This window comes from Pseudomonas sp. DrBHI1 (assembly GCF_002205115.1).
Lineage (GTDB): Bacteria > Pseudomonadota > Gammaproteobacteria > Pseudomonadales > Pseudomonadaceae > Aquipseudomonas > Aquipseudomonas mosselii.
Window position 1 is genome coordinate 20,230 of record NZ_NIBE01000079.1, and the last position, 15,797, is coordinate 36,026.

Sequence of the window (15,797 nt, forward strand, 5' to 3'; positions counted from 1 at the left end):
CCAAGCACCATTTCCAACGGTTTCCGGCCACCAAGGCCGCTGTAGAGGCGAAATCATGAAGACCACCCTCGACTTGCCTCTTTTGCCATTGCGCGACGTCGTCGTCTATCCGCACATGGTCATCCCACTGTTCGTGGGGCGTGAGAAGTCCATCGAAGCCCTCGAGGCGGCGATGACGGGCGAGAAGCAGATCCTCCTGCTGGCCCAGAAGAATCCGGCTGACGATGATCCGGGCGAAGACGCTCTGTATCGCGTCGGCACCGTCGCCACCGTGCTGCAACTGCTCAAACTGCCCGATGGCACCGTCAAGGTGCTGGTCGAGGGTGAACAGCGCGGCGCCGTGGAACGTTTCAACGAAGTCGACGGCCATATCCGCGCCGAAGTCAGCCTGATCGACGAAACCGAGACCGCCGAGCGCGAGTCCGAAGTGTTCGTGCGGACCTTGCTGTCGCAGTTCGAGCAGTACGTGCAGTTGGGCAAGAAGGTCCCGGCCGAAGTGCTGTCCTCGCTCAACAGCATCGAGGAGCCAGGCCGCCTGGTCGACACCATGGCCGCGCACATGGCGCTGAAGATCGAGCAGAAGCAGGAGATCCTCGAGATCGTCGACCTGCAGGCCCGCGTGGAACACGTGCTGGCGCTGCTGGACGCCGAGATCGACCTGCTGCAGGTCGAGAAGCGTATCCGTGGCCGGGTGAAGAAGCAGATGGAGCGCAGCCAGCGCGAGTACTACCTGAATGAGCAGATGAAGGCCATTCAGAAAGAGCTCGGCGATGGCGACGAAGGCCACAACGAAGTCGAGGAACTGAAAAAGCGCATCGACGCCGCCGGCCTGCCGAAAGACGCCCTGGCCAAGGCCCAGGCCGAGCTGAACAAGCTCAAGCAGATGTCGCCGATGTCGGCCGAGGCCACCGTGGTGCGTTCGTACCTCGACTGGCTGGTACAGGTGCCGTGGAAGGCCCAGAGCAAGGTACGCCTGGATTTGGCCAAGGCCGAAGAGATCCTCGATGCCGACCATTATGGCCTGGAAGAGGTCAAGGAGCGCATTCTCGAGTACCTCGCCGTACAGAAACGCGTCAAGAAAATCCGCGGTCCGGTGCTGTGCCTGGTCGGTCCGCCCGGCGTGGGCAAGACCTCGCTGGCCGAATCGATCGCCGCCGCCACCAACCGCAAGTTCGTGCGCATGGCCCTGGGCGGCGTGCGTGACGAGGCCGAGATCCGTGGCCACCGCCGCACCTACATCGGCTCGATGCCCGGTCGTCTGATTCAGAAAATGACCAAGGTCGGTGTACGTAATCCGCTGTTCCTGCTCGACGAAATCGACAAGATGGGTAGCGACATGCGCGGCGATCCGGCCTCGGCGTTGCTGGAAGTGCTTGACCCCGAGCAGAACCACAACTTCAACGATCACTACCTGGAAGTCGACTACGACCTCTCGGATGTGATGTTCCTGTGCACCTCGAACTCGATGAACATCCCGCCGGCGCTGCTCGACCGCATGGAAGTCATCCGCTTGCCGGGTTACACCGAGGACGAGAAGATCAACATCGCGGTCAAGTACCTGGTGCCCAAGCAGGTCAAGGCCAACGGCCTGAAGAAGGACGAGCTGGAGGTCGAGGTATCGGCCATCCGCGACATCATTCGTTACTACACCCGCGAAGCTGGCGTGCGTGGCCTGGAGCGCCAGATCGCCAAGGTTTGCCGCAAGGTGGTCAAGGAGCACACCGGGGCCAAACAGGTGAAGGTGAAGGTCAGCGGCGAGCAGCTCGAGCAACTGCTGGGCGTGCGCAAGTTCCGTTATGGCCTGGCCGAGCAGCAGGACCAGATCGGCCAGGTCACCGGTCTTGCCTGGACCCAGGTGGGCGGTGAACTGCTGACCATCGAGGCCGTGGTGATCCCGGGCAAGGGCCAACTGATCAAGACCGGCTCGCTCGGCGACGTCATGGTCGAGTCGATCACCGCCGCGCAGACGGTGGTGCGCAGCCGCGCCAAGAGTCTGGGAATCGCTGCAGATTTCCACGAGAAGCGCGACGTTCACATCCATATGCCCGAAGGCGCCACGCCCAAGGACGGCCCGAGTGCCGGTATCGGCATGTGTACCGCGCTGGTGTCGGCCCTGACCCAGATCCCGGTGCGCGCCGATGTGGCGATGACCGGTGAGATCACTCTGCGCGGCCAAGTCCTGGCCATCGGTGGCCTCAAGGAAAAACTGCTGGCGGCACACCGCGGTGGGATCAAGACGGTGATCATTCCCGAGGAGAATGTTCGCGACTTGAAGGAGATTCCGGAAAATATCAAACAGGATCTTCAGATCAAACCGGTCAAATGGATTGACGAAGTCCTCCAAATTGCGCTGCAATACGCCCCGGAGCCCTTGCCAGATGTGGCTCCGGAGATTGTCGCGAAAGATGAGAAGCGCGACGGCGATGCTAAGGAAAGAATCAGCACGCACTAGTACGTATTTCGCTGGGGGGCGTTGGTTGACAGTATTTTCCGGCCCTTGCTATAAAACGGCACGCCAGTGTCAACAGGCCACCCAGCGCTCGTTTCATAAGCTTTTCATTACATACTTAGAAACAAACTCAATAGAGAAATAAGGGGACTTAGAGTGAACAAGTCGGAACTGATTGACGCTATCGCCGCATCTGCTGACATCCCGAAAGCTGTAGCCGGCCGTGCGCTGGACGCAGTCATCGAATCCGTCACCGGCGCCCTGAAGCAAGGTGACGATGTGGTACTGGTAGGTTTCGGTACCTTCTCGGTCAAGGAGCGCGCCGAGCGCACCGGCCGTAACCCGCAAACCGGCAAGGCGATCAAGATCGCTGCCGCCAAGGTTCCAGGCTTCAAGGCTGGCAAGGGCCTGAAAGACGCCGTCAACTAAGTCGTCTTTCAGCCGGCCCGGGCATCGTCAGGGCCGACCGCGTGACGGCGGGTCGCAAACGTTCCCGCTGGCACGCTCGCTTCGAAAAGGCGCATCCACTGGATGCGCCTTTCTTCTATCAGGATTCTACCCACGCTCCGCGGTTGTCGACGCAGTGGTACAGCCGTTTCTGGGGGACGCATGCTGCAGAATATCAGGGACAATTCACAAGGTTGGATTGCCAAGACCATCATCGGCCTTATCGTCGTGTTGATGGCGTTGACCGGCTTCGAGGCCATTTTCCAGGCCGCCAGCCATAGCCAGGACGCCGCCAAGGTGAACGGCCAGACCATCAGCCAGAACGAGCTGAGTCAGGCCGTGGACATGCAGCGCCGCCAGCTGATGCAACAGCTGGGCAAGGATTTCGACCCTGCGCTGCTGGACGAGAAGATGCTGCGCGAAGCCGCGCTCAAGGGGCTGATCGATCGCAAGCTGCTGTTGCAGGGTGCCGAAGACGCCAAGTTCGCTTTTTCCGAGGCCGCGCTGGATCAGCTGATCCTGCAGACGCCTGAATTCCAGGTCGATGGCAAGTTCAGCGCCGAGCGCTTTGACTCGGTCATCCGCCAGATGGGTTACGGCCGCATGCAGTTCCGCGAGATGCTCGCCCAGGAAATGCTGATCGGCCAGCTGCGCACCGGCCTTGCCGGTAGCAGCTTCGTCACCGACAAGCAGGTCGAGGCCTTCGCCCGCCTCGAGAAGCAGACCCGTGATTTCGCTTCGCAGACCTTCAAGGCCGACCCGGCCGCAGTCAAGGTGAGCGATGAGGAGGTCAAGGCGCACTACGACCAGCACGCCAAGGAATTCATGACCCCGGACCAGGTGGTCATCGACTACCTTGAGCTGAAGAAGTCGGCTTTCTTTGACCAGGTCAAGGTCGATGACGGCGAGCTCAAGGCCCTGTATGAGAAGGAGATCGCCAACCTTGGCGAGCAGCGCCATGCCGCGCACATCCTGATCGAGGTCAACGACAAGACCGACGATGCCAAGGCCAAGGCCCGTATCGAAGAGATACAGCAGCGCCTGGACAAGGGTGAGGACTTCGCCAAGCTGGCCAAGGAATTCTCCCAGGACCCGGGTTCGGCCAATACCGGTGGCGACCTCGGCTTCGCCGGCCCCGGCGTGTACGACCCGGCCTTCGAGGACGCGCTGTACAAGCTGAACAAGGACCAGGTGTCCGCACCCGTGCGCACCGAGTTCGGCTACCACCTGATCAAGCTGTTGGGTGTGCAGGCGCCGGACGTGCCGAGCTTCGCCAGCCTGAAGGACAAGCTGACCCACGAGCTGAAGACCCAGCAGGTGGAGCAGCGCTTCGTCGAGGCCACCAAGCAGCTCGAGGATACCGCCTTCGAAGCCTCCGACCTGGCCCAGCCGGCCCAGGACCTGGGCCTGAAGGTACACACCTCGGCAGCCTTCGGTCGCGAGGGTGGTGAAGGCATCACCGCCAACCGTGCGGTGATCCAGGCCGCGTTCAGCGAGCAGGTGCTGGAAGAGGGCGCCAACAGCAACGCCATCGAGCTGGATCCGGAGACCGTGGTGGTACTGCGCGTCAAGGAGCATCGCAAGCCTGAGCAACTGCCGCTGGAGGCCGTGGCCAAGAACATCAGCCAGCACCTGGCCAAGGAGAAGGCGATTGCCGAGCTCAAGACCAAGGCTGACAAGCTGATCGCCGGCCTGCGCGAGGGTTCGACCAAGGCCGAAGGTCAGGGTTGGAAGGTCCACGAAGCGGTCACCCGTGGCCAGGACGGTATCGACCCGGCCGAGCTGCAGGCGGTGTTCCGTCTCGGCAAGCCTGCGTCCAAGGACAAGCCGGTCTACGGCAGCGTGGTCCTGGGCGACGGCAGCCTGGTGGTCCTGCAGCTCAAGGGCGTCAACGAGGGCGCCGCCGCCACCGACGAAGAGAAGGCGCAGATCCGTCGCTACCTCGCGTCGCGTGCCGGTTCGCAGGACTTCGCGGCCTATCGCAAGCTGCTTGAGGGCAGTGCCGACATCACGCGCTACTGAGTGGCGCGCTGATCACGAAACAGGCCGCGTATGCGGCCTGTTTCGTTTCCGATGATCAAGACCTTCGCATATCTCCCTCAGGGACTGCACGCGGCCTGAAGAGAGACCTATCGCTGAACCCCCTCATGATTGTCCAGCGTATCCCGGGCAATCTCCCGCCCCAGGGCGATCAGCTCCGGTGCCTTGTAGAACTCGAAGAACCGGCACACGCGCTTGGGCACGTTGATCAGCACATCCGGCGGATAGCCGGCGATCTTGTATTGCGCCAGTGACGTCTGCATCACCTCGAAACTCTGGTTGATCAGGTCGAGCAGGGAGGCAGGGCCGACGTTGTCGACGATGAACGACCCGGTGGCCGACTTCGGCGCTCCCTCGCTCTGCGGCGCAGCCGCCGGCTGCTGGCCCTCGGGGGCGGCGCTGTCCGAGAGCCACGGATTGGGACTGGCCAGTCCCTCGGCAGTGATTTCCTGCTCCAGGCGAATCAGTTGTTCGGCCGGCTTGCGGCGAAACGGCAGGCGCGAGCCGAGCGAACTGATCAAGGCATCGAAGCGCATCTTGAACGCCGCCGGGCGCTCGATCACCGGCAGCTGGTACTGCTTCTGGTTGGTGGCGTTGAGGTTGACGGCGATGATCAGGTCGCAGTGGCTGGACACCACCGGCACGATCGGCAGCGGGTTGAGGATGCCGCCATCGACCAGCATGCGGTTGCCTTGCACCACGGGGGTGAACAGGCTGGGAATGGCCGCCGAGGCGCGCATGGCCTGGTGCAGGCAGCCCTCCTGGAACCAGATCTCCTGCTGGTTGGTGAGGTCGGTGGCGACCGCCGTGTAGGGGATGCGCAACTGCTCGATGTTGATCTCGCCGACGATCTTGCGGATCTGACCGAACACCTTGTCGCCGCGGATCGCTCCCAGGCGGAAGCTGACGTCCACCAGGCGCAGCACGTCGAGGTAGTCCAGGCTCTCGATCCAACTGCGGTATTCGTCGAGCTTGCCGGCGGCGTAGATGCCACCGATTACAGCGCCCATCGAGCAGCCGGCGATGCACCCGATCTCGTAGCCGCGCCGTTCGATTTCCTCGATCACGCCGATGTGCGCGTACCCTCGGGCGCCACCGGAGCCCAGCACCAATGCCACGCGTTTGCCCATGACTTTTCCCCCTGTGGCTGTGCCACCATGGTCCAACAATGCACCCATTGCCACCTGTGCTTCAATGTAGCCCGTGCTGGGCTACGCTGAGCAGGGCACTTTTCGTTTGCTTTGCCGTCGAACGGCCACCTTAGTTTTTCACCCTCGAGGTATTACCGATGAAAGCCTGGATCACCCTTCCTCTGATTGCCCTGGCCTTGGTCGGCTGCGCGGGCAAGACGGCCTATCGTGACAGTTGCGCGACCCAGCTCGATGCCGCCTGGAAGGAACTGGACCTGGCCAAGGCCGAAGGCTTTGCCGGTACCGTGAGTTATTCCAAGGCGCTGTCGCTGTTGACCGGCGCCAAGACCCAGCAGCAGTTCGAAGGCTTCGAAGGCTGTACCCACAAGGCCGAGAAGGCCCGTTTCTACATTCGTGAATCCCGCGCCGGGCGTTGACCGAGGAGCTGCCCATGTCCGCCATGCTCGATCATGTGGTCGGCCAGGTTCTGGCGCTGCAGGTGCGCCTGCTGGCCTGCCGCGAACGCCTGGCCGCCGACACCGACCGCGAGGCGTTGCACGACCTGCGCATCACCTTGCGGCGTCTGCGCAGCCTGCTGCGGCCGTTGCGTGGCTTGCCGGGCGTCGAACAGCTCGAGCAGGCGGCCGGGGCGCTGGGCACGCTGACCACGCCGCTGCGTGACCGCGAGGTGCTGGCGGCGCAACTGATCGGCCGTGGGCACGCGCAGGCAGGCCAGCGTCGCCAGGAGGGCAGGGCGCGCACCTATGCCAGTGTCGCGGCCAGTGCCCAGCTCAATCGCGTGCTGGCGATTCTCGATGCGTTCCCGATGTTCCTGCGTGCCGCCGGCCGTGAGGGGTTGGCGCAGAAGCTGGGGCAGCGCATCGACAAGCGCCTGCACAAGCAATGGCACAAGCTGCAGGTGGCCCTGTCGGACCCTGGCCACGACCGCCACCGCCTGCGCCTGCTGATCAAGCGGGTGCGCTATGGCGACCAGGCCTACCCGCAACTCGAACACGCCGGCAGCAAGCTGCAGCGCCTGCTCAAGTCGGCCCAGGGTGACCTGGGTGACTGGCACGACCGCGTACAGTGGTTGCTGCAGGTGCGCGAGCACAGCGACCTGCTCGGCTGCAAGGTGGCCTGGGAGCATGAGCTGCATGCTGCCGAGGCGCGTTCCGACCTCACCCTCGAAGCGCTGCAAAAGGCTCTGGCGCGTCGTTAGTCCCGGCAAATGACCGATATGCGGGCTGTGGCTGGCGTGATCGCTGGTTACTATCGGTTCTTTTTTGCGCAGGAGCCCTGGCATATGAACTTCACAGAATTGCTGACTGCCGCCCGCACACACCCCGAGGCCATCAGCGTACCCGCCGGCTGGGCCCAGGGACGCGCGGTGTTCGGCGGCCTGATGGCGGCAATGGTGCACGAAGCGATGCGCCAGAAGCTGGGCGACGACCGCCCGGTGCGTTCGCTGGCCATCACCTTCGTCGGCCCGGCGGCGCCGGATATGCCAATCAGCCTGGAGGTGGAGGTGCTGCGCGAGGGCAAGGCGGTCAGCACCTTGCTGGGGCGCGCCGTGCAGGATGGCCAGGTAGTGACCCTGGTGCAGGGCAGCTTCGGTGCTGGTCGCCCTTCGGTGGTGGCGGTCGACGCGCCTGCCGCGATGCCGATGAAGCCGCTGCAGGAGGCGGCGCCGGAGTTGCCCTTTATCAAGGGCATTACACCGGCGTTCATGCAGCATGTGGCGTTTCGCTGGGCGGTCGGCGGCCTGCCGTTCAGTGGCAACGACTCGCGCCATATGGGGGGCTGGGTACGCCTGCGCGATGTCGCCGAGGAGCCGGTCGGGGTGGCGCACCTGCTGGCATTGGTCGATGCCTGGCCGCCCAGTCTGCTTCCCTATCTCAAGCAGCCCGCCGCCGGCAGCACGCTGACCTGGACCATCGAGTTCGTGCAGCCCACGCCGCAGCTGTCAACCCTCGACTGGTGCCGCTATGTGGTCGAGACCGAGTATGCCCGTGATGGCTATGGCCATGCGGCCGCGGCATTGTGGACGTCTGAAGGGGAGTTGCTGGCGTTGAGCCGGCAGACGGTGACTGTGTTCGCCTGAGCCATCTTCATCAAGCCAATCGCCGGGCAAGCCCGCTCCCACGCCGGGTGATGTTTTCAGTCAGTGGCGGTGCTTGTGGCGCTCGCGCCAGGCCCGCCACCAGGCACCACTCAGCACGAAGCGCGGGAAGGTGATGAACTGCTCGGTGAGCAGGCGTTGTACGGCATCCTTGCGGTCGGTGAACGGCTCGGGTTGCTCGGCTTCCAGGCGGTGCCCCTGGCGTTGCAGGCCCAGCCCGGCCACCAGGGCGATGATACCCACGGCGATCTGCGACAGGTCCAGTCCAAACAGCCCCGACAACACCAGCAGCGCGCCCAGGATGAACAGCGGCACGGCGATCAGGTGCAGCACCAGATTGGCGGGGTGGCGATGGTTGTGGTGGTAGCCGCGCCATTGCCAGGCGGGCAGATTGGGCAGTCGTTTGCTCATGGACAGATCCTCTGGGGCTTGTCCAAAGCTTAGTGCGGCCCCCGGGCGGGGGCCAATCGAGGCTGGCTATGGTGGCCATAGCCGGCGCCGGTCACAGCTTGAGCTGGCCGATCGCCTTGTTCAGCTCGCCGGCGAGGGTCGCCAGCTCACTGCTGGTGGTGGCCGAGCCAACGGTCTGCTGCACGGTCTCCTCGGTCACGTCGCGGATACTGACCACGGCGCGGTTCATCTCCTCGGCCACCTGGCTCTGCTGCTCGGCGGCCACGGCGATCTGGGTGTTGCTTTCGCGCATCTGTGCCACGGCGCTGGTGATCTCGGCCAGGGCCTCGCCGGCCTCGCGGGCCTGCTTGACGCAATCGTCGGCCTTGAATGAGCTTTCCTGCATGAAATCCACCGCGTCGCGGGTGCCGGCCTGCAGGTCGGCGACCATGGTGGTGATCTCGTCGGTGGAGGTCTGCACGCGCTTGGCAAGGTTGCGCACCTCGTCGGCGACCACGGCAAAGCCCCGGCCCAGGTCACCGGCCCGGGCCGCCTCGATGGCGGCGTTGAGGGCGAGCAGGTTGGTCTGTTCGGCGATGCTGTGGATGACGCCGACCACGCCATTGATCTTCTGGCTGTCGTCGGCCAGTTGGCGGATCATCTCGGCGGTCTGCTGCACACCGCTGGAGAGCCCGGCAATCGAGTCCTGCACGCGGCTGACCACGGCCTGGCCGCTGCCGGCCAGGGTGTCGGCGGTCTGCGACAGGTCGCGGGTGGCGCCGGCATGCTGGGCGATATGGTGGACGGTGGCGGTCATTTCGTTGATGGCGGTGGCGGCCTGGTCGGTCTCGCTCTGCTGGCCGATCATGCCGTGGCGCACTTCATCCATGCTGCCGGCCAGGCGCGCGGCGCCGGAGTCCAGCTGCGCGGCGGTGCGCGCCACGGTGCTGACCACGCGGTGGTAGGTGGTCTGCATGGCGTTGAACGCGCCGGCCATCTGCCCGACTTCGTCGCCGCAGGCCAGGGGCACCCGGGCCGAGAGGTCGCCGGTCTTCTCCACGTGCAGCATCACATCCTTGAGGGTGTTGAGCTGGCTGAGCAGGAAACGGATCAACAACTGTGAAGCGCAGAGCATCGCCAGCATCAGGATCAGCACGCACACGGCGTAGTTGCTGAACCGATCGAAATAGACCTGGCGCAGGCTCGGCGACTGGGCGATTACCGCGAGCTGCTGGTCGCCCCGGCGCAGCACCTGGGCGCCACGCAGCGGGTTGTCGCCGAGGATCCAGGCACCGGACAGTTCGACCCAGCCCTGGCCATCGCGCAGGGCCTCGAGGGGTTCGCCGGCGAACTGCGGCGTTTGCCCATTGCGCCAGGTGATCAGGTTGGCCTGGGTGGGCAGGGCCTGCCCGGCGGGCCATGCCGCCAGCAGTTCGGCCTGGGCCTGGGCTTGCGCCTGGGCGCCGGTGGCGCGGGCCTGTTGCTCCAGGTACACCGCGTAGAGCACCAGCAGCAGGGTGGTGACGAAGGCCACGGCATTGACGGCCCAGAACTTGTATTTGAGGGAAACGTTGCTAAGCCAGGCACCCATGGTAGGTCTTCTCTGAGTTGGCGGAAACATTATTGGCAAGGTGCCATCATTGTGCCCGCCAACGCCAGGGGCCTTGTTGATATGCGTCAAGAAACCTCAGGCAGACCAAAGAACGCGCGGGCGCAGGCGCTGGTGTGGGCGGCGGTGTGCGCTGCGGTTTCATGGCGATGCAGGGCCACCTCGCGCAGCACCTCGGGCAGGAAGGCCGGCTCGTTGCGGCCGTTCTTCGGCTTGGGCCGCAGGCTGCGGGGCAGCAGGTAGGGCGCATCGCTTTCGAGCATCAGGCGACCCTCGGGGATGTTGCCGACCAGGGGATGCAGGTGGGTGCCGCGGCGCTCGTCGCAGATCCAGCCGGTGATGCCGATGTGCAGGTCCTGGTCGAGGTAGGCGAACAGCGCCTGGCGCTCGCCGGTGAAGCAGTGCACCACGGCGGCGGGCAACTGGTCGCGGTAGTCCTTGAGGATTGCCAGCAGGCGCTCGCTGGCCTCACGCTCGTGGAGGAACACCGGCAGGCGCAGCTCGACCGCCAGCGCCAACTGCGCTTCCAGGGCCTTTTCCTGGGCCGGGCGTGGGGAGAAGTCGCGATTGAAGTCCAGGCCGCATTCGCCCACGGCCACCACCCGTGGCTGGGCGAGCAGTTCGCGCAGCTGGCGTTCGCTGCCGCTGTTCCAGTGGCTGGCGTCGTGAGGGTGCACGCCGGCGGTGCTGAACAGGCGCTGGCCGGGTTCGTCCAGGTGCTGGCACAGTTTCAGGGCCTCGGCGCTGACCTCCAGGCTGGTGCCGGTAAGGACCATCTGTGCCACGCCGGCCTCCACGGCGCGCTCGACGATGGCGGCCTGCTGGTCGTGGAAACTGCTGTTGGTCAGGTTGACGCCGATATCGATCAGTTGCATGGTGCTACCTCGTGCCGCGGGGGCGGCCAGCATAGCAAAAACCGGGATATCGAGAAAAAACCAAGAACTTCAAACGTTTGCCGTGGTCTGTTGCGGTCATTTGTCACGGATCGATCACAGCACCATGGTGCCCGCCAACCGCTCTCGGACCCTTTTCCCCATGTTGCGAACCTTTTTGACGTGCCTGTTGCTGTCCGGGCTGCTGGCCGCCGGGCCGGTCGCTGCCGGCGAAGCCGGGCCGCAGCAGCATGTGCCGGCCAGCCAGGCGCGCGACCTGGCGCAGATCCGCTCGAGCAAGGTGCTGCGGGTGCTGGTCAACCAGAGCCGCAACAGCTCCGGCGAGGTCAAGGGCGAGCCGGTGGGCGTCGAGTACTATCGCCTGCGCGCCCTGGAACACGCCCTCAATGCCCGGGTCGCCGACGGCCAGGAAATCACCCTGAAGATCATCCCCCGCGCCAAGGAGCAGCTGCTTGCGGCTTTGCAACGCGGCGAGGGTGATCTCGCCGCCCCCGGCGAGCTACTCGACCCGAGCGTGGTGCGCGGAGTCGGCGTCAGCGCCCCGGTGGTCGACCAGGTGCCTCTGCAACTGGTCGGGCGCAAGGGCGAGCGCGGCTACAGCCGCCCCGAGCAGCTGTCCGGGCGTACCGTCGCCCTGACCACCGCCAGTGCCGCGGGCGCGGCGATCCAGGCGATCAACCAGCGGCTGGCCTTGCGCAAGCGGGCACCGATCAAGGTGGAGTGGGTCGACCCGACGCTGGCGGTGGAGGATGTGCTGGAAATGGTCCAGGCCGGTATCTACCCGCTGACAGTAGTTGAGCGGCCGATCGCCCAGCGCTGGGCGCGGGTGATGCCGCGTCTGCGGGTGGACAGCAAGCTGCAGTTGGCCCAGCCCCAGGCCATGCGCTGGTATGTGCGCCAGGATGCCCCGATGCTGCAGGCGGCGGTGGATCGTTTCCTCGCCACCTATCGCGCGCCGGACAACCAGGACGCGGCCTTCGAGCGCATCTACCGGCGCCAGTACAGGGTGCACAACCCGCTGGCCCGCGGGGACCGCCAGCGTCTGGAGTCGGTGCGCTCGGTGCTGCAGAAGCACGGTGGCGACCAACAGTTCGACTGGCTCAACCTGGCCGCCCTGGCGTTCAAGGAGTCGACCCTCGATCCCAAGGCGCGCGGCACCGGTGGCGCCCACGGGCTGATGCAGATCACCCCGTCGGCGGCCCAGCGGGTGGGAGTGAGCAACACCGCCACGGTGGACGGCAATGTCCAGGCCAGCGCCCGTTACCTGGCGCTGATCCGCCGCAAGTTCTTCGCCAGCCCCCAGCTCAACGAGCGTGAGCGCATGGCGTTTATCCTGGCCGCCTACAACCTCGGGCCGGAGCGGGTCCAGGCCATGCGTGCCGAGGCCCGGCGGCGTGGGCTCAATGGCAACCAGTGGTTCTTCCAGACCGAACGCATCGCCATGGAGCAGGTGGGCATGGGGCCGGTGAACTTCGTCAATAGCGTCAACAAGTACTTCCTCGCGTTCAACCGCGAGCGGGCTTCCCTGGAGCGTGTGGCGAAGCGCTAGATAAATCTAATAATTCGATAGATTTTACGCGATTATTGCGATTTTCTTATTCGATTATTTGATTAAGATGGCGCTCATCCAACACACACCTGCTCAAACAAGGAAGCAAACATGAACAACTCCCTCAAAGCCCTGTTCACTACCCGCGCCGGTTATGGCCTGAGCGTCGTGCGTATCCTGGTCGGCGTCATCTTCATGGCCCACGGCGCGCAGAAACTGTTCGGCCTGTTCGGCGGCTACGGCCTGGAAGGCACCGGCCAGTGGATGGAAAGCATCGGCCTGGCCCCGGGCTACCTGATGGCCTTGCTGTCCGGCAGCGCCGAGTTCTTCGGCGGCCTGGCCCTGGTGGTCGGCCTGCTGGCCCGCCCGGCGGCGCTGGCGCTGAGCGTGACCCTGGTGGTGGCGATCTTCTCGGTGCACATCGGCAACGGGCTGTTCATGTCCAACAACGGTTATGAGTTCGCCCTGGCGCTGATGGCCGGTACCGTGGCGGTGCTGATCGAGGGCGCGGGCCGGCTGTCGCTGGACCGTCTGATCGCACGCTGATCGGCAATCGCGGGGCCAGGCCAATCCCACGAAGCGTGTGGGAGTGGGCTGGCCCCGCGATTGCTTTTGCACAAGCGCTTGTAACTTCAAGCGTCAGCCTCTAGCATACCGATTGCGCCGATTTAAACAGCTACTTGCGGGGCGCAGGAGAGGCCCCGACGGGTCATCCGAAATACCGCTAAAGCGCTGGTTCGGTGACGCCTCCCACCGCTGCCCAGCGGGAACAGCGAGGCGGAGAGAGACTCCATGAGTTGCCCACGTACCAGTGTCTGCTTGCCCCCCCTGGCCAAGAACCAGGCTTCCCGTACCCCGCGCATCCTGCTCGGCGGCCAGCATCAACCCACGCTTTTGCGCAATCTCGATGGCTTTTCCCGACGCAAGGGCCAGGCCTGTGCCTTCCTTATCCAGTTCTCCGACAGCTGTGAACAGCTCGACCAGTACGGCAACGACCGCTTCGACCTGGCCGTGATTCAGGCGCCTGAGGCCGAAGTGGCCGCCGAGGTTATCGGCCAGCTCACCCGCATTGCCCGCCAGGGCCTGATTACCCGCCGTTGAGCGGCGTGTCGCGTCCAGCCGTTTTTCGCTAAGCTCGGTCTCCCGGTGGGCGCCTGTCGTCCCGCCGCGGATGCACTGAGGAGACAGTCGTTGAGCACCAACATCATCACCATCGAAGGCCATGCAGCGCTGAAGCAGGAGCTTGATCACCTGTGGCGGGTCTATCGCCCGGAGATCACCCAGAAGGTCACCTGGGCGGCCTCGCTGGGCGATCGCAGCGAGAACGCCGACTACCAGTACAACAAGAAGCTGCTGCGCGAGATCGACCGCCGCGTGCGCTACCTGCGCAAGCGCCTGGAAGACGTCAAGGTCGTCGAGTACTCGCCCCAGCAGGAAGGCAAGGTGTTCTTCGGTGCCTGGGTGGAAATCGAGAACGATGACGGCGAGCAGCTGCGTTTTCGCATCGTCGGCTATGACGAGATCCACGGGCGCAACGACTACATCTCCATCGACTCACCCATGGCCCGGGCCTTGCTCAAGAAGGAGGAGGGCGACGAGGTGGTGGTGCACACGCCCACCGGTGAGGCGACCTGGTATGTGAACAGCATCCGCTACAACCTCTAGCTGGCGCAGAACTCAAGGCCATACTCGATCCCTGTAGGAGCGGCCTTGTGTCGCGAAAGGGCCGCATAGCGGCCCCGGGATATCAGCATCAAGGCAACGATTGCTGGGGCCGCTGCGCGGCCCTTTCGCGACACAAGGCCGCTCCTACAGGGAAAAGCGCAAACCCTCGATCATTCGCAATGCTTCATTTCTTCACCCCTCGCGCAACACCGCCAACGGACTGGCATTGAGCGCGCGACGTGTACCGATCACCCCGGCTCCGCCCACCAGCACCGCCCCGGCCAGCGGCAGCGCCAGCAGCCACGGATGGGGTACCCAGTGCAGGTCGAAGGCATAGCGGTACAGCGCCCAGGTGATCAGCTCGCAACCCAGTGCCGCGAGCACGCCGCTTGCCGCGCCGAGCAGGCCGAACTCGATGCGCCTAGCCTTGACCAGCAGCTGGCGCGCCGCCCCCAGCGCCCGCAGCAGGGCGCCCTGGCGGATGCGCTCGTCGAGGGTTGCCTGCAGGCCGGCGAACAGCACCGCCAGCCCAGCCGCCAGCACGAACAGCAGCACGTACTCCACCGCCAGGGTGACCTGGGCGAGGATGCTGCGCAGTTGCGCCAGCAACGCGTCGACCTGCAGCACGGTCACCGCCGGGAACGCGCGGGACAGCGCGACGATCTCCTGGTCGTGGCCCGGTGCCAGATAGAAGCTGGTGAGGTAGGTGGTGGGCAGGCCTTGTAGCGTTCCTGGCTGGAAGATCATGTAGAAGTTGGGCTGGAAACTGTCCCAGTGCACGCTGCGCAGGCTGCTGACCCGGGCCTGGCGCTGCTGGCCGCCGATATCGAATGTCAGCAGGTCACCCAGTTGCAGGTGCAGGCTCTGCGCCAGTTCCGCCTCCACGGAAACCCCAGGCACGTCATCGCTGGCGGGCGCCTGTTGCCACCATTGGCCCGCGCTCAGGGCGTTGCCCTGGGGCAGCTCGGCGGCCCAGGTCAGGCTGAGGTCGCGCTGGATGGCGCGCTCGCCGGTGGAGTCCTTGCTGACCCGCTGGCGCACCGGCTGCTCGTTGATATGGGTCAGGCGGCCAGGGATCACCGGGTACAGCGGCGCGGCGGTGGCGTTGATCTGGGCCAGGCGCTCGGCGAACGGCTGGCGCTCGTCGGGCAGGATGTTCAAGGCGAAATGGTTGGGTGCGTCCTTGGGCAACTGCGCCTGCCAGGTGTCGAGCAGTTCCGCCCGCAACAGGGCGACCAGGCCCATGGCCAGGAGGATCAGGCCGAAGGCCAGGGCCTGGCCGGCGGCGGCCAGCGGGTGGCGCAGCAACTGCCCGAGCCCCAGGCGCCAGGCCAGCGGCGCGCCGGCCAGCAGCCGGCGCAAGCTGCGCAGGCCGAGCAACAGCAATCCACCCAGCAGCAAGGCGGCGATCAGCCCGCCGCCGAGCAGGGCGAAGGTCAGCAGCAGGTCCAGGCTCAGGCGCCACATGATCAGGCCCAGGGCGAGCAGGGCGGCGCCGTACACCAG

At 65.0% G+C, this 15,797-nt stretch carries 15 protein-coding genes; 10 read left to right on the forward strand and 5 right to left on the reverse strand.

Annotated features, from left to right (window positions below; translation table 11 throughout):
- The first annotated feature begins 55 nt into the window (after positions 1 to 55).
- The 3 genes from lon to CC207_RS17620 all read left to right on the forward strand — a co-directional run bounded on the left by lon (position 56) and on the right by CC207_RS17620 (position 4,918).
- Positions 56 to 2,452, forward strand: a complete 2,397-nt coding sequence (lon, locus tag CC207_RS17610; RefSeq protein WP_028692634.1) for an endopeptidase La — start codon at positions 56 to 58, stop codon at positions 2,450 to 2,452.
- Between the two features lie 153 nt (positions 2,453 to 2,605).
- The gene (gene hupB / locus CC207_RS17615; RefSeq protein ID WP_011533117.1) at positions 2,606 to 2,878 is read left to right on the forward strand and encodes a nucleoid-associated protein HU-beta; all 273 of its coding nucleotides are present in this window, start codon (positions 2,606 to 2,608) and stop codon (positions 2,876 to 2,878) included.
- A 180-nt stretch (positions 2,879 to 3,058) separates the two neighbouring features.
- Positions 3,059 to 4,918: a SurA N-terminal domain-containing protein gene (locus CC207_RS17620; protein WP_062359508.1), complete on the forward strand. Its 1,860-nt coding sequence runs from the start codon at positions 3,059 to 3,061 to the stop codon at positions 4,916 to 4,918.
- A gap of 107 nt (positions 4,919 to 5,025) precedes the next feature.
- Here the strand turns inward: CC207_RS17620 and CC207_RS17625 are convergent, their stop codons facing one another.
- The gene (locus CC207_RS17625; protein ID WP_088852490.1) at positions 5,026 to 6,066 is read right to left on the reverse strand and encodes a patatin-like phospholipase family protein; all 1,041 of its coding nucleotides are present in this window, start codon (positions 6,064 to 6,066) and stop codon (positions 5,026 to 5,028) included.
- A 158-nt stretch (positions 6,067 to 6,224) separates the two neighbouring features.
- Here CC207_RS17625 and CC207_RS17630 point away from each other — a divergent pair, with 158 nt between their 5' ends.
- The 3 genes from CC207_RS17630 (at position 6,225) to CC207_RS17640 (ending at position 8,167) form a co-directional block, all read left to right on the forward strand.
- Positions 6,225 to 6,503: a hypothetical protein gene (locus tag CC207_RS17630; protein ID WP_028692631.1), complete on the forward strand. Its 279-nt coding sequence runs from the start codon at positions 6,225 to 6,227 to the stop codon at positions 6,501 to 6,503.
- Positions 6,504 to 6,517: 14 nt separating this feature from the next.
- Positions 6,518 to 7,285, forward strand: coding sequence for a CHAD domain-containing protein (locus tag CC207_RS17635; RefSeq protein ID WP_028692630.1), 768 nt, complete (start codon positions 6,518 to 6,520; stop codon positions 7,283 to 7,285).
- Positions 7,286 to 7,369: 84 nt separating this feature from the next.
- Positions 7,370 to 8,167: an acyl-CoA thioesterase II gene (locus CC207_RS17640; protein ID WP_028692629.1), complete on the forward strand. Its 798-nt coding sequence runs from the start codon at positions 7,370 to 7,372 to the stop codon at positions 8,165 to 8,167.
- A gap of 60 nt (positions 8,168 to 8,227) precedes the next feature.
- Here the strand turns inward: CC207_RS17640 and CC207_RS17645 are convergent, their stop codons facing one another.
- The 3 genes from CC207_RS17645 to CC207_RS17655 all read right to left on the reverse strand — a co-directional run bounded on the left by CC207_RS17645 (position 8,228) and on the right by CC207_RS17655 (position 11,059).
- Positions 8,228 to 8,596: an Mpo1-like protein gene (locus CC207_RS17645; protein WP_028692628.1), complete on the reverse strand. Its 369-nt coding sequence runs from the start codon at positions 8,594 to 8,596 to the stop codon at positions 8,228 to 8,230.
- 91 nt (positions 8,597 to 8,687) lie between these two features.
- The gene (locus CC207_RS17650; protein ID WP_028692627.1) at positions 8,688 to 10,166 is read right to left on the reverse strand and encodes a methyl-accepting chemotaxis protein; all 1,479 of its coding nucleotides are present in this window, start codon (positions 10,164 to 10,166) and stop codon (positions 8,688 to 8,690) included.
- An 86-nt stretch (positions 10,167 to 10,252) separates the two neighbouring features.
- The gene (locus CC207_RS17655; RefSeq protein WP_062359504.1) at positions 10,253 to 11,059 is read right to left on the reverse strand and encodes a TatD family hydrolase; all 807 of its coding nucleotides are present in this window, start codon (positions 11,057 to 11,059) and stop codon (positions 10,253 to 10,255) included.
- 160 nt (positions 11,060 to 11,219) lie between these two features.
- Here CC207_RS17655 and CC207_RS17660 point away from each other — a divergent pair, with 160 nt between their 5' ends.
- The 4 genes from CC207_RS17660 to greB all read left to right on the forward strand — a co-directional run bounded on the left by CC207_RS17660 (position 11,220) and on the right by greB (position 14,291).
- Positions 11,220 to 12,626: a transglycosylase SLT domain-containing protein gene (locus CC207_RS17660; RefSeq protein WP_088852491.1), complete on the forward strand. Its 1,407-nt coding sequence runs from the start codon at positions 11,220 to 11,222 to the stop codon at positions 12,624 to 12,626.
- Between the two features lie 111 nt (positions 12,627 to 12,737).
- Positions 12,738 to 13,172, forward strand: coding sequence for a DoxX family protein (locus CC207_RS17665; protein ID WP_028692624.1), 435 nt, complete (start codon positions 12,738 to 12,740; stop codon positions 13,170 to 13,172).
- Positions 13,173 to 13,418: 246 nt separating this feature from the next.
- Positions 13,419 to 13,727 (forward strand): hypothetical protein, encoded by a 309-nt coding sequence (locus CC207_RS17670; protein ID WP_088852492.1) that lies wholly within the window; start codon positions 13,419 to 13,421, stop codon positions 13,725 to 13,727.
- Between the two features lie 90 nt (positions 13,728 to 13,817).
- Complete coding sequence (gene greB / locus CC207_RS17675; RefSeq protein ID WP_028692622.1) at positions 13,818 to 14,291, forward strand: transcription elongation factor GreB; 474 nt, start codon at positions 13,818 to 13,820, stop codon at positions 14,289 to 14,291.
- Positions 14,292 to 14,483: 192 nt separating this feature from the next.
- Here greB and CC207_RS27705 read toward each other — a convergent pair.
- On the reverse strand, positions 14,484 to 15,797 hold a 1,314-nt coding region (locus CC207_RS27705; RefSeq protein ID WP_371916475.1), incomplete at its 5' end, for an ABC transporter permease.

Coding starts and splice junctions, on each gene's coding strand:
- lon (WP_028692634.1), top strand. CDS start 56: ATGAAGACCACCCTCGACTTGCCTCTTTTGCCATTGCGCGACGTCGTC.
- CC207_RS17620 (WP_062359508.1), top strand. CDS start 3,059: ATGCTGCAGAATATCAGGGACAATTCACAAGGTTGGATTGCCAAGACC.
- CC207_RS17625 (WP_088852490.1), bottom strand. CDS start 6,066: ATGGGCAAACGCGTGGCATTGGTGCTGGGCTCCGGTGGCGCCCGAGGG.
- CC207_RS17630 (WP_028692631.1), top strand. CDS start 6,225: ATGAAAGCCTGGATCACCCTTCCTCTGATTGCCCTGGCCTTGGTCGGC.
- CC207_RS17635 (WP_028692630.1), top strand. CDS start 6,518: ATGTCCGCCATGCTCGATCATGTGGTCGGCCAGGTTCTGGCGCTGCAG.
- CC207_RS17640 (WP_028692629.1), top strand. CDS start 7,370: ATGAACTTCACAGAATTGCTGACTGCCGCCCGCACACACCCCGAGGCC.
- CC207_RS17645 (WP_028692628.1), bottom strand. CDS start 8,596: ATGAGCAAACGACTGCCCAATCTGCCCGCCTGGCAATGGCGCGGCTAC.
- CC207_RS17650 (WP_028692627.1), bottom strand. CDS start 10,166: ATGGGTGCCTGGCTTAGCAACGTTTCCCTCAAATACAAGTTCTGGGCC.
- CC207_RS17655 (WP_062359504.1), bottom strand. CDS start 11,059: ATGCAACTGATCGATATCGGCGTCAACCTGACCAACAGCAGTTTCCAC.
- CC207_RS17660 (WP_088852491.1), top strand. CDS start 11,220: ATGTTGCGAACCTTTTTGACGTGCCTGTTGCTGTCCGGGCTGCTGGCC.
- CC207_RS17665 (WP_028692624.1), top strand. CDS start 12,738: ATGAACAACTCCCTCAAAGCCCTGTTCACTACCCGCGCCGGTTATGGC.
- CC207_RS17670 (WP_088852492.1), top strand. CDS start 13,419: ATGAGTTGCCCACGTACCAGTGTCTGCTTGCCCCCCCTGGCCAAGAAC.